The sequence below is a fragment of the Neobacillus niacini genome, from assembly GCF_023715785.1.
GTDB classification, from domain to species: Bacteria; Bacillota; Bacilli; order Bacillales; family Cytobacillaceae; genus Neobacillus; species Neobacillus niacini_E.
The window spans coordinates 278,519-290,894 of sequence record NZ_JAMBOX010000002.1; the positions used below are offsets into that span (position 1 = coordinate 278,519).

General features: G+C 38.0%; 13 protein-coding genes and 1 other annotated feature. Of the genes, 11 read left to right on the plus strand and 2 right to left on the minus strand.

The annotated features are described in order from the left end of the window. Window positions 1–30: 30 nt before the first annotated feature. Window positions 31–414 (minus strand): ABC transporter ATP-binding protein, encoded by a 384-nt coding sequence (locus M3234_RS05915; protein ID WP_262303816.1) that lies wholly within the window; start codon window positions 412–414, stop codon window positions 31–33. A gap of 221 nt (window positions 415–635) precedes the next feature. Here M3234_RS05915 and M3234_RS05920 point away from each other — a divergent pair, with 221 nt between their 5' ends. The 11 genes from M3234_RS05920 to M3234_RS05970 all read left to right on the plus strand — a co-directional run bounded on the left by M3234_RS05920 (window position 636) and on the right by M3234_RS05970 (window position 12,097). Next, complete coding sequence (locus M3234_RS05920; protein ID WP_262303817.1) at window positions 636–2,543, plus strand: 3'-5' exonuclease; 1,908 nt, start codon at window positions 636–638, stop codon at window positions 2,541–2,543. 127 nt (window positions 2,544–2,670) lie between these two features. Then, window positions 2,671–3,132, plus strand: coding sequence for a 2-thiouracil desulfurase family protein (locus tag M3234_RS05925; protein ID WP_262303818.1), 462 nt, complete (start codon window positions 2,671–2,673; stop codon window positions 3,130–3,132). A 245-nt stretch (window positions 3,133–3,377) separates the two neighbouring features. Beyond that, a complete protein-coding gene (locus tag M3234_RS05930) occupies window positions 3,378–4,598 on the plus strand; it encodes an MFS transporter (protein ID WP_262303819.1) in 1,221 nt (406 codons plus the stop codon). 90 nt (window positions 4,599–4,688) lie between these two features. Further along, window positions 4,689–4,960 (plus strand) — a binding site (T-box leader). A gap of 60 nt (window positions 4,961–5,020) precedes the next feature. After that, a complete protein-coding gene (gene metG / locus M3234_RS05935; protein WP_262303820.1) occupies window positions 5,021–6,661 on the plus strand; it encodes a methionine--tRNA ligase in 1,641 nt (546 codons plus the stop codon). A 90-nt stretch (window positions 6,662–6,751) separates the two neighbouring features. Further along, window positions 6,752–7,150 carry a MerR family transcriptional regulator gene (locus M3234_RS05940; RefSeq protein ID WP_262303821.1) on the plus strand — a complete coding sequence of 133 codons (399 nt, stop codon included), beginning with the start codon at window positions 6,752–6,754 and terminating at the stop codon, window positions 7,148–7,150. Continuing rightward, complete coding sequence (locus M3234_RS05945) at window positions 7,140–8,099, plus strand: DMT family transporter (RefSeq protein ID WP_262303822.1); 960 nt, start codon at window positions 7,140–7,142, stop codon at window positions 8,097–8,099. Before M3234_RS05940 ends, M3234_RS05945 begins: the two co-directional genes overlap by 11 nt. 115 nt (window positions 8,100–8,214) lie before the next feature. Continuing rightward, window positions 8,215–8,682 (plus strand): cupin domain-containing protein, encoded by a 468-nt coding sequence (locus tag M3234_RS05950; RefSeq protein WP_262303823.1) that lies wholly within the window; start codon window positions 8,215–8,217, stop codon window positions 8,680–8,682. A 104-nt stretch (window positions 8,683–8,786) separates the two neighbouring features. Next, the gene (locus tag M3234_RS05955) at window positions 8,787–9,251 is read left to right on the plus strand and encodes a hypothetical protein (RefSeq protein WP_262303824.1); all 465 of its coding nucleotides are present in this window, start codon (window positions 8,787–8,789) and stop codon (window positions 9,249–9,251) included. Beyond that, window positions 9,208–9,555 carry a GNAT family N-acetyltransferase gene (locus M3234_RS05960; protein ID WP_262303825.1) on the plus strand — a complete coding sequence of 116 codons (348 nt, stop codon included), beginning with the start codon at window positions 9,208–9,210 and terminating at the stop codon, window positions 9,553–9,555. The genes M3234_RS05955 and M3234_RS05960 overlap by 44 nt, the downstream gene beginning before the upstream one ends. 270 nt (window positions 9,556–9,825) lie before the next feature. Continuing rightward, the gene (locus M3234_RS05965) at window positions 9,826–11,145 is read left to right on the plus strand and encodes an alpha/beta hydrolase family protein (protein WP_262303826.1); all 1,320 of its coding nucleotides are present in this window, start codon (window positions 9,826–9,828) and stop codon (window positions 11,143–11,145) included. Between the two features lie 76 nt (window positions 11,146–11,221). Next, window positions 11,222–12,097: an alpha/beta fold hydrolase gene (locus M3234_RS05970; protein ID WP_262303827.1), complete on the plus strand. Its 876-nt coding sequence runs from the start codon at window positions 11,222–11,224 to the stop codon at window positions 12,095–12,097. Window positions 12,098–12,235: 138 nt separating this feature from the next. Here M3234_RS05970 and M3234_RS29215 read toward each other — a convergent pair whose 3' ends face one another. Further along, window positions 12,236–12,370, minus strand: coding sequence for a hypothetical protein (locus tag M3234_RS29215; RefSeq protein ID WP_285858285.1), 135 nt, complete (start codon window positions 12,368–12,370; stop codon window positions 12,236–12,238). Window positions 12,371–12,376 lie beyond the last annotated feature (6 nt).

The following is a 12,376-nucleotide window of genomic DNA, read 5'->3' on the forward strand; positions in this document are numbered from 1 at the left end:
TCATTTTTTTGAATAACTAATTTCCAATATTTATTTCTTCCTTAACACACCTTTTTTAACTAGATTTATAAGCGTCCCTTTATTCTTATATCTCTGATAGGCAATAAGCCGATTTAAATCTTTAACTGTTAATTTGGTGGGTTCAATGGCAAGTTCAAATTCATTATTGACCTTTTCTATTAAAGAGAGGGCATATTCAGTTTGCTTTGCAGTTAATTTGTAATCGTCTTGATTTTCGGTTTGTTTTTCAACATCCATATTTGTAACGTTATTATCTAATGCGGCAGAGTGTTCTTTTAATTTCGCATCTATTAGAGCCTCTACGTCAGCCTGGCTAAATGGTGGAACCTGTTCTTGTTTGGTATTTTGAATTGGCTTGAAAAATTTATCAATAATTCCCTTAAGCAATATCACCACTCCACTTTCCTAGCGTTCGAACTACACTTTTACTATGTATCAATAAAATATATCCCAATTATAATATTAAAATATTGGAATAAAAAAACAACACTTTTTGGTAGAATTTTGTTAGTCTAAGCAAAGTTTGTAAAAAATAAGGGGATTTTGTAAACATTTAGGTAAATTGCACTAATTGTTGTATAATGGAGAAAAATGCAATTTTTGGGGCGATTGTTATGGCGATTACGATTCCTGAAACAATTAGAACATCTGCTACTACGGGGGAAAGATTGTTCTTTCGGACACTAAAAACCTTTCTTCCCGATGATTATATAGTCTATTTTGAACCGGAAATCCAGGGGAAACGGCCAGATTTTGTTATCATAGGCCCTGATCTTGGAATTGTCGTATTGGAAGTTAAGGATTATACCAAAAAAACACTCTTTCAATTGAACCATGATGAATGGCATATTGTCACTACCTCTGGAGATCAAGCAGTGATTAAAAGCCCGATGAAACAAGCAAGAGATAACATGTTTCATCTTGTGGACGTATTGAAGAAAGATAAAAACTTAATCCAATTGGAAGGCAAGTATAAATTTCAATTAAAATTTCCTTATGGACATGGGGTAGTTTTTACTCGATTGTATACCAAAGATTTTATACAGGAAGGGTTATATTCGGTAATTGAACCCAACCTTTGTTTAACAAGGGATGAAATCGACCCTGACAAAGATGGATTTTCTGAAGAAGTTTTGATGGAAAAGATTTTGAATATGTTTGTAGTTCCTTTCCGGCTAAGAGAACCTCTGTCAATTGAGGATATTAATGCCATTCGCTATCACTTATTCCCTGAGGTACGGATCAGTGCAGAATTTAAAGCGCCAGTTCCATATCAAGATCAGCTTCTTTTATCTCTTCATGATATCAAAACGATGGATCTTCATCAGGAAAATCTGGCCAAACAAATTGGTGACAGGAACAGGTTAATTCGTGGAGTGGCAGGCAGTGGAAAAACCATTATACTTGCTAGCCGTGCCAAAATGTTATCTAAACAAAACCCGGATTGGAAAATACTTATCCTATGTTTTAACATTTCACTTGCGAATGCAATCCAACAAATGATTAACCATATGTTAAATGAACCTGAGGATCTATTTGATTTCGACCCGGAGGCAAGGGAAGTTCAAAATCAAAATATAATTGTACGTAATTTTCACTCATGGTTAAAAAATGATTTGAAAATAAATGAATATCAATTGCCGGATATGATTGAAAAAATTGAGCGAAATGAAGCAATTCTCCCAACCTATGATGCTGTATTAATTGATGAAGGACAGGATTTTGAGGCAGATTGGTTGAGAATGGTGAGCCTGCTTATTAATTCTAATACTCAATCACTACTTTTAGTTGAAGATAGGGCGCAAACAATTTATAAGCGTAAACGCTCATACCTTCAGGATACTGGTTTAAGTTTTCAGGGAAGGTCAAAAGTATTAACGATTAATTATCGGAATACTTCTCAAATCGTCAAGTTTGCCTGGGATTTTTACCGGGAGCACTCCATGTTTAAAAATAAAGTAGTAAATCGTGATCTTGAAGGGGAGATTATTGCTCCGCAAAGTACAAAAAGAAAAGGACCTGATGTGGGTATTCTTAAGGCATCAAATTTTTCCAATGAGATAAAAGTGGTTGCAAGACAAATTAAAAAGCTGCATGAAGAGAGAAAAGTTCCATTCGATGATATGTTGATTCTTTACCGCGTTAAAAAGACCCATAAATTCCCGATTATTGATACAATTAAACGTACATTGGATGAATTTGGTTTGCCTTACTATTGGATAACTGAAAGTGATGTTTCGAAACGCTCCTTTAAGAAGGAGGATGGAAAGCTCAAAATAAGTACGATTGATAGCAGTAAAGGCTTAGACTTCCAAGCTGTCTTTATCGTAAATGTTGATTCCATGCCTTTTCCTTTGGAAGATGATAAGGAGCGGGAAGTATCATTATTATACATAGGAATGACCAGAGCAAAACAATACCTCTGCTTGTCTTATTCAGGAGAGTCTGAATTCACGAAGTATTTTGATCAAATTTTGGTAGAAAGAACCCAAAAGAAGAGCGGGTTTGAAAAGATAAATTAAGGTTTTGCAAAGAGTCGGAGTTGAGAATTTTTCCGACTCTTTGTTATTAAGAAGAAAATTTTCTTAATTGTGCTTAACTTTTGATAAAATATATCGTAAGAGATTTATCCTTAAGGAGGTCAGACTTTTGATAGTAGTGAGTTCTTGCTTAGCGGGGTTGCAGGTAAGATATGATGGCGGGCACTGTTTAAGAAATGAAATCACGAAACTTGTAGAAGAAGGGAAAGCCATTACGGTACGCCCTGAAGTGCTTGGTGGATTATCTACACCTAGAGAACCTGCTGAAATTATCGACGGTAACGGGGAAGATGTACTCGATGGTAAGGCTAAAGTCGTGAATCAATCAGGGAAAGATGTTACCGATTTTTTCATAAATGGCGCTTATGCTGCACTTGAAAAAGCTCTAGAAATAAATGCCACGATGGTGGTTCTTAAGGAAAATAGCCCATCGTGCGGCAGTTTAAGAATCTATAATGGCAATTTCAATGGTGAAAAAATGGCGGGTATGGGTGTTACGGCTGCTTTATTACGAAGAAATGGAATAAAAGTAATATCAGATGTACAATTTGCTGAAACTCTCCTTGGTTGAATAGACTGTTCTACGCTAATCCCCTTTGACATCAATTTTTTATGAGAATGTACTTGAAGTAGATGGGCTTTAATACAATAAGGTACAAATGAAGAGCGGAAAAATGAAATAATGTATTGTTGTAAAAATTTGTGGTAGGCCTACATCCCCCAGACTTGCCCGTATTTGAAAGGAGTAAAGGGTAAATGAACAGTCCAATTTAAGATCTCCCCTGGATTCAAAAACTTAAAAATTTGGGGGATATCATGAAATACAATCGAAACTTTTCTTTATTGCTTTGTGGTCAGTCTCTCGCCGATATTGGCGATATCTTATATATCGTGAGTGTAATCAGTACGATTTTTGCATTAACCGGTTCGGCAACGTCCGCTTCCTTTGTCCCATTTACGATTACTACATCGATGTTTGTTTCTAGCCTGTTGACACCACTTTTAATTGGAAGAGTCAATTTGAAGTGGTTATTGGCTGGGTCCCAAATGGGAAAAACGGTTTTGCTTTTCATTCTCGGATTTTTGTTAATGGGAATAACAGCATCGAACTACTATTTTATTTTTCTCATGATCGGCTTCATTGCCTTTCTTGACGGATGTGCCAATCCCATCAGACAGACATTAATTCCGCATTATGTGAAACCTGAGCAGTTGCTAAAAGCAAATGGCATCGCTGAAACCGTTGCTCAAATCATCCAGGCTGTGATGTGGTTTATCGGTAGTTTGTTTTTGGTCGTTATCAGTGCTCAGCAGCTTGTTTGGATTGTTGGTGGTTTGTTTGTTTTTTCGAGTGTGTTGTTAAGTTTGTTAGAAAACGTCATTCACCAACTAACTTCGTCAAAAAGCAAAGTAGAACAGATAAAGGAAGGCTGGAAAACCTTATCTAAAACTCCAGTTTTAAGAAAGATTGCTTGGATCGACATTTTCGAGACAATTGCCGGAACGGTGTGGATTGCGGCGATTCTCTATGTGTTTGTCAATGATGCCTTGCATGTGGATGAACAATGGTGGGGATATATAAACGGTGCTTTCTTTATAGGATTGATTTTTGGAAGTATTTATTGCGTTAAATACGCTGCTGTTATGGAAGACAAATTGGGTGTGTTTATTTTTGTAGGATCATCCGCAAGTTGCATTATCACCATACTGTTCGGGTTAAACAATATTCCAATTATCGCTCTGTTTTTATCTCTGTGTGTGGGATTGTTTGGACAGTTGAAAAATATTCCGCAACAAACCGTCATCCAAACCAGTGTCCCAAAAGAACAACTGTCCACTGTTTATACTTCTTTAGGAGCGATTGGATCGGGAATCTTTGGCGTAGGTTCGCTTATGATGGGGATCTTGGCAGATTTGGCGGGGATACGAATGGTCTTTGTTATTTCCGGGATATTGCTGGCCATCGTAAGCGTAGTTGTTTATCGCAACAGGGTATTGTTTGTGAGAAATGTGAAGGAACATAAAAGGGGAATGTAGGGCTTTGTTCCTGCAAAATCGTTTATTATTTCTAGTAATTTTCTTATTGACTTCTGTTAAATTATTTACTAGACTATTGATAATTATCAAAAAAAGGCTATGATGAGAAAAAGTAAAATGATGTTGTTTTTCACCAGAGAGCTTCGGTAGCTGAGAAGAAGCAAAAACATGCATTTGAACAATGGTCTCTGAGCTTCGTACTGAACGTACTTTTGTATTAGTAGGATACGACGGGATTTGGCACTCGTTATTCATGTCACAGTATAAGAGTAGTTTGTCTACTCCGTACTTGTTGAGGCAAATGGTGTAAGCTATTTGCAAATTAAGGTGGTACCGCGTGGAATTCAAACCTCGTCCTTAACTATTACAGTTAAGGCGAGGTTTTTTTGTTTTTTCATTTAAATTTTTGGAGGTAATCATTTATGAGTATTTTTATCGGTGGGGCCTGGGCCTATGCGAACGGCTCCTTGCATTTGGGCCATATTTCAAGTTTGTTGCCTGGGGATATTCTCGCGAGATATTACCGCTTAAAGGGAGAAAAGGTGTTGTATGTTTCAGGAAGCGATTGTAATGGAACACCGATTACAGTGAGGGCTAAACAAGAAGGTGTTTCTCCAAAAGTGATTGCAGACCGTTACCACAAAGAATTCGTGGATTGTTTTTCAAGATTAGGATTTTCATACGATACTTATACAAGGACTGATACTGAACATCATCATAAAATCGTTCAGGAGATCTTTTTGGAGTTACTGGAAAATGGGCTGATTTACAAAAAAGAAATGGAACAAACCTATTGTGACCATTGCCAGCAGTTTTTGCCTGACCGTTATGTGGAGGGGATTTGTCCGGTTTGCAAGGGACCTTCGCGCGGCGACCAATGCGACCATTGTTCTACCATATTGGAGCCGCTTGATCTGCTCGAAAGAAAATGCAAACTTTGCGGTCATGAACCTACAGCCAAATTCACTGAGCATTTTTATTTTTCATTAAGCACATTTCAACATGTTTTGGAGAATTATACCGAGGAAGCAGCGGACAAAAATCTTTGGAGAGAGAATGCCATCTCCCTTACGAGACGCTATTTAAAAGAAGGGCTGCAGGATCGAGCGGTTTCAAGGGATTTGCCGATAGGGGTCAGCGTTCCCGTGCTTGGATATGAGGATAAGAAAATCTACGTTTGGATTGAGGCTGTGTCAGGCTACTATACAGCCAGCAAACTATGGGCGAAAGAAACAAATAGCGATGATTCACACTTTTGGAATTCTTCAGCAGAATCTTATTATGTTCACGGCAAAGACAATATCCCATTCCATTCGATTATTTGGCCAGGGATTCTTGCTAGTCTTGGAAAGGAGCCATTGCCGACGCATATCGTTTCAAACGAGTATTTGACGTTGGAAAAGAAGAAATTATCGACAAGCAAGAATTGGGCCGTTTGGGTTCCGGATATTTTGGAAAGATACGACCCGGACTCGATTCGCTATTTCTTAACCATCAACGCACCAGAGAACCGAGATGCTGATTTTTCTTGGAAGGAATTCATTTATAGCCATAATAGCGAGTTATTAGGGGCTTACGGAAACTTCGTCAATCGGACTTTAAAATTTATTGAAAAGTCATTTGGTGGTGTTATTCCTGAAAAAGACATCACGACCACTATTCAGGATCAAGTGAATCGCCTCTATGATGAAGTTGGCCATTGCATTGAAAAGGCTGCCTTCAAGCAAGGACTGGAAAAAGTATTTGAACTGGTTAGATTTTGTAACAAATACTTTGACGAACAACAGCCTTGGAAACAAATAAAGAAGGATCCCGAGTCTTGCAAACAGACTCTGGCAGATTGTGTTTACCTTATTGCGAATATAGCTCAAGTCCTGACTCCATTCCTGCCTTTTTCAAGCAGAAAAGTAAAGGAAATGATCACCACAACAGAAACAGAATGGAGGGCGTTTGTTGTTCCATCGCAGTGTTTGGCAAAAGTAGAACCATTGTTTGAACGGATCGACCCAGTAAGGATAGAAGAAGAGCTTGAAAGATTAAAAAACCAATCGTGTTGTCTATAAGCGGGAAATGTAAGTTTTTTAAATTATATACATTTTTCCCCTTGACTTAGAGGTAACTCTAAGTTGTAGCATGGGTACAGAGGTGATGTTATGTACAGTATTTCAGAAGTATCAAGGGAAACGGGATTTTCTCCTCATACCTTACGTTACTACGAAAAAATCGGTTTATTGTCAAATCTGGCCAGACATAATGGCAAACGAACATACTCGGAAGGAGATGTTCGTTTGCTACGGTTTATGAAAGTATTGAAAAATACGGGAATGTCTTTAGAGGATATTCAAGAATTTTTGCTGGACGGATGTATTTTGGAAAGTGAGGATTCACAGCAAGTTAGAAGCACAAAAGTACAAAAAAGAATGAACATTTTACAAAAGCATTTACAGTCCTTGTTGCAGCAAAGGAAAGAAATTGAAATGGTCATTAAACTGACAGAAGAAAAATTAGACATTTATCAAGAAATGTTCGAGGGGGACAAAGATGAAGAGTAAAGTGTATGCAATGTTACTTGGGTTTGCGGTCTTTACTGGTGCTACTTTCAATCTTACAAAATTCTCCCTCCATTATTTCTCTTCAGCAAGTGCAGCGGGGTGGAGGTTTGGTATCGCTGCCGTTTTGATGGTTCTCATTATTGGCATACAAAAGAATGTAAGATGGGACATCGCTAAAAAATATGCTGGAATATATGCCGTATTAGGGATTATAGGTGTTTTTGGCTTTAATTCATTATTCTTTCTAGGGATGAAATATACCTCTCCTTTAAATGGAGCATTAATTATGGCCACAAATCCTTTGCTCACTACCATTTTAGCCTATTTCATTGTAAAAACACCGATTGCTAGAAGGCAGATAATAGGCATCATTTTAGCTCTCGTAGGTGTAATATTGGTATTAACTCAAGGTTCATTTGAAGTTCTAACTTCTCATTCAATATCTTTTGGAGACTGTCTTATCTTATTAGGAAATTTATGCTGGTCATTATACGGGGTATTGGGCAAAAAGTATTTAAGTCAAAGTTCTTCTATGGAAACAACCACCTATACTATGATCATCGGTGCCATTTGTCTGCTTGTATTGTCCCTATTTTTACCGAGCACACAGCCTCTATCAGAAGTTACGTTCACAGCTTGGGGAGCCATTTTATTTATGGCGATTTTCACCAGTGTGCTGGGTTATTTGTGGTGGAATAAAGGGATGGAAACGATAGGAGCAGCTAATACCTCGCTTTTCTTTAACTTAGTTCCTGTTGTAACAATGATGATCTCCATCATTACCGGAACGAGTGTGACCATTTCTCAAATAGCAGGAACGATTCTGGTGATCTTAGGGGTGTTATCTTCAACGGGTTTTTTGAAGTTAAAAAAAGGTCAAAAGCTTCTGTCACAGGATGTAAGGAGAAAGAAGCTAATCTCACAAAATCAAATGAAGAATACGTTGTGAAAGACGATCATTCTTTAATCCTTTGAAAAAATAGTTAATTTGTCGCAGAAATCTTGTTCGAATTTTAGGTAATGCTTCATACAATGAATTAAAAATATCGAGCAGGAGGTTTTGAATGATTACGGCAAATTTGAACTCATTGCAATTTTTGGAAGGTTGGTTTGAAAACGACCCAGCCACAAGACAAAGGACAGCATTTCCGCTCTATAAAAGCACTGGCACAACGAGTCTATCCGTTGTTTATTTCGAGATTGAACCCGGAAACAATCTCGGCACTCATTCAGATAGTGCTGAAGAAATCATTCTAGTTTTGGAAGGAAAAGCGGAAGCAACTGTCAACGATGAAATAGGACAATTAACCAAGGGTGAAATGGCTGTTATTCCTAAAATGGTTCCACACAATATCCGAAACATTGGTTCCGAAACCTTAAAAGTGGTCGGCTTTTTTTCAAGTCCATACGTTGCATCTACATTTGTTGAGCCACTTATGCCGATTAATCAAAATGTTGTTGGCACTCCCCCTATTGAAAGTGAAAATCCAATGAGTTGGAATGAAATCTTTTGTAAAATAACCGGTCAATAAAATTAGTCAATTATGGTTGGCAGTAACACCATTCACTCCGGACACGTAGAGTGTGTTTCTCAGCTAGTTTTATAGGAAGGCAACTAACGGAGGGATATTATTTGGTGCCTATTTTAGTAGAGTTAACAGAGGAAAAAATTAAAGAAGCCATTTGTAAGAACTTTGTGGACCAATGTGATATTTTACCAAAGGAACAAATTAGTGCGTACCAACAAGATGGGATGAGATGGTTCTCATCTTCTATACCAAACCCATTATTTAATCGAGTGGTGTCTACGAATTGTAGTGAAGAGGATTTGCCCCTGGTAGTTAATGATATTACGAATTATTATCAAGAAAAAAACCTGCCATTTATGTGGATGACTTGGTCGGCAGTAGATAAGCCTCACAACCTGAAAAAATATCTAGAGGAAAATGGATTCGGATCTATTGGAACAATGCCAGGAATGGCATTAAAGTTAGAGGAGTTATCCGGGGAAACTACAAATATCCCAGGGCTAGAGGTCGAGAAAGTGAAAACAGAAGATGAGTTTAGTAGTTTTAATGAAGGTATTGAAAGAGGGCTTTGAAGCCACCGACGAAGTTGCAAATGGTTTTAGAATAATTAATGAGGCCATTCTCAATCGACCTGAATATGGTACACATTTCTTAGCACGTTTAGATGGTGAGGTAGTAGCAGTATCTTCAGTCATTTATCTTGCTGGTGTTGCTGGAATATACAATGTAGCTACACTTGAAAAGGCTAGAGGCAAAGGAATAGGCACTGCCATTACCAAGCAGCCGCTATTTGAAGCTAAATCAAAAGGATATCAATTGGCGATACTCCACTCCAGTGATCTAGGATTCAATATATATAAAAATAATAAAACTTGATCATCTTATGGCTATGATAGTAAATCAGCCTTTTCTTTTTTTAGTTGACAGATTTTAAGACAAAACACTCATGAATGCCGTTTACTAAGCATTAGTGGGTGTTTTTTTGTGAATGAAAATGAACGTCCAGAAACCTAACCCCATAGGTAAAAATCCCTAAAAAAAATATATACATTTAATGACAAAAAGCGTATACTTTTTTCGTAAATAAAGGAAAACAAGCCATTAATTGGTGTTCCAAAGAGGGGTTTGTTAAAGGGGAGAAACTAGATGGGAATGGTCTTGCTTATTTTAGCAGGGGTAATTGAGGTTGGGTTAGCGGTATATAGCAACAAGACGAAATCCAATCAGAAGCGGTTAAGAAATTGGGTGCGGATTGGTAGTTTTGTTGTTTTTGCCGTGTTTGCAACGATTATGAAGTGGAGTTTAAGATGGGAGATTCCTGCCGCAGTGCTATTACTTTTTGGCATTATCGCAATTATTTCATTACTTAGAAACAAAGAAGAGAAAAAATATCGTCCTGTAGGCAACCTATTTAAGGCAGTTGGTGTGTGGGCGTTGATCGCTGTCGCTTTCTTGCCAGCATTAATTTTTCCACAGCACAAGGCAGTAGCAGTATCTGGTGACCTCAAAATCGGTACAAAATTGTTTACATTAACGGATGAAAATCGAGTGGAAAGTTTCACGGATTCAGGCGAGAATCGAAAGGTCAATATTGAGTTTTGGTATCCACAGAATGGAAGCGGGAAATATCCACTCATCGTCTTTTCTCACGGTGCGTTTGGCATTAAGACAAGCAATACGTCAACCTTTGAAAATCTGGCAAGTAACGGGTACGTCGTTGTTTCGATTGATCATCCCTACCACTCTTTGTATACGAAAGATGCGGATGGCCATATGACGTTGGCGGATCAATCGTTTACGAAGGAAATACAAGATGCGAATAATGGTGTTTATGATGAGGAGAAATCCTATGAGCTCGGGCAAAAATGGTTGAAATTGCGAACAGACGACATCAATTTTGTGATCGATTCGATTAAGCAACAAGCAGGCGATCAGGCTGCGGATAAAGTGTATCAGTTAATCGACACTGATAAAATTGGTTTAATCGGCCATTCCTTAGGCGGAGCTGCAGCTGCCAAACTTGGCAGGGATCGAAATGACATTGCGGCGGTCATTAACCTGGATGCAGATTTGCTTGGTGAAGAGCTTGGCGTGAAGGATGGCAAGCCGGTCATAAATAAAGAAATCTATCCTGTTCCTTTATTCAGTATTTATACAGATACAATGAAGAGCTTAATGGACAGTGTCACGGACCCGGATGTTGTGCTTCCACAGCAGTATATCTCGGATACGGCTTCTGATGCCTATGAGGTTCATATTAAAGGAACCAATCACTTGAGTCTCACCGATTTACCAATTGTGTCACCGTTTTTAGCAAATATGATCAATGGTTCAACCGAAAAGGGAAATGCCGAACAAACCGCGGATCAATACAAAGTGCTAAAAACGATGAATGGACTTGTCCTGAAATTCTTTAATAGTTACGTCAAGGGCGAAGGAAGTTTTAAAGCGTCCGAGACGTATTAGTCAAAAAAGTGTAATGCCGGGAGGGTTTTGCTACTGCAAAATCCTTCATTTTTTATGAAGGGGGAGATGGACGGATATGAATCGAAGAATCGAGCGATATTTTGCAGAAGGGCTGGCAATAGAATATTCTATCGTCGGTGAAGGAGCGCCCATTTTAGTGATGCATGGGGGACATTCCAATTGTCACGAAGAATTTGGCTATAAAGCTTTAGTGGAGAATGGTTTCATGATCATAACCCCGACTAGACCAGGATATGGCGGGACATCTAAGGAGATTGGAGAAAATCTATCAAAAGCATGTATGTATTATGCTAAATTACTAGACCATTTAAAGTTGGAAAAAGTTCACTTGCTCGGTATTTCTGCAGGGGGTGCCAGTGCGATTTATTTTGCTTCAAAATATCCAGACCTTGTTTGGTCGCTAACCTTGCAATCTGCTGTGACAAAAACATGGCTAACGCAGGAGGATAAAAAGTACAAAGCTGCAAGGCTGCTATTTCATCCTAGAGTTGAAAAGCTGACATGGCGTTTAATTTCATCGATAAACAATGTTTTCCCAGGATTTATTTTTAAACAAATGTTTCCCTCCTTCAGTAATCTTAAGTATGCGGAAGCAAAGGAAAAGATCAATAAATCCGATGTCGAAGCGATTAGGAAGATGAATAATCGGCAGCGGTCAGGATATGGTTTCATGATTGACTTAGAACAGGTGAATGAACTTACAGACAATAACCTAAAAAGCATTACTTGTCCCACGTTAATTATGCATAGTAAATTTGATGGTTCCGTTCCAATAGACCATGCCTATTTTGCACACCAACAGATCGCTTCTTCAAAACTTTGTCTGCTAGACTCATGGGGACATTTAATTTGGCTTGGTAACTCGTCTGATGAAACAGATGAAAAGATAAATACATTTCTGGGTTCTTATCTTTTGAATGCTGTTAAATAAGCTTAGTGGTTGTTTTTGGAGTGTATCTCGCAACTCGCAACTAAATAAAAGAAAGGCAACTACCTTTTGGGCGTTGCCTTAATATGTTTCCTGTTTTTGGGAAGATGATACTACAATTTCAGTCCTGGTAATTTTGAATCATACTGGTGCTAAATCTTTTAATTGAGCTAGATTTTGAATGTTTTCTTTTGCATATAGATTTGCTGGCATTTTCAAAACTCTTTTTAACCATTTATTTTTATTATGTCTGTCTTCTCTATCTTCAGAAATCAAATTGTA

What these genes read in the sequence shown, in the direction of transcription:
- M3234_RS05930 (WP_262303819.1), top strand. Translation starts at nt 3,378, where the DNA reads ATGAAATACAATCGAAACTTTTCTTTATTGCTTTGTGGTCAGTCTCTC.
- M3234_RS05960 (WP_262303825.1), top strand. Translation starts at nt 9,208, where the DNA reads ATGAGTTTAGTAGTTTTAATGAAGGTATTGAAAGAGGGCTTTGAAGCC.
- M3234_RS05950 (WP_262303823.1), top strand. Translation starts at nt 8,215, where the DNA reads ATGATTACGGCAAATTTGAACTCATTGCAATTTTTGGAAGGTTGGTTT.
- metG (WP_262303820.1), top strand. Translation starts at nt 5,021, where the DNA reads ATGAGTATTTTTATCGGTGGGGCCTGGGCCTATGCGAACGGCTCCTTG.
- M3234_RS05940 (WP_262303821.1), top strand. Translation starts at nt 6,752, where the DNA reads ATGTACAGTATTTCAGAAGTATCAAGGGAAACGGGATTTTCTCCTCAT.
- M3234_RS05970 (WP_262303827.1), top strand. Translation starts at nt 11,222, where the DNA reads ATGAATCGAAGAATCGAGCGATATTTTGCAGAAGGGCTGGCAATAGAA.
- M3234_RS05965 (WP_262303826.1), top strand. Translation starts at nt 9,826, where the DNA reads ATGGGAATGGTCTTGCTTATTTTAGCAGGGGTAATTGAGGTTGGGTTA.
- M3234_RS05920 (WP_262303817.1), top strand. Translation starts at nt 636, where the DNA reads ATGGCGATTACGATTCCTGAAACAATTAGAACATCTGCTACTACGGGG.
- M3234_RS05945 (WP_262303822.1), top strand. Translation starts at nt 7,140, where the DNA reads ATGAAGAGTAAAGTGTATGCAATGTTACTTGGGTTTGCGGTCTTTACT.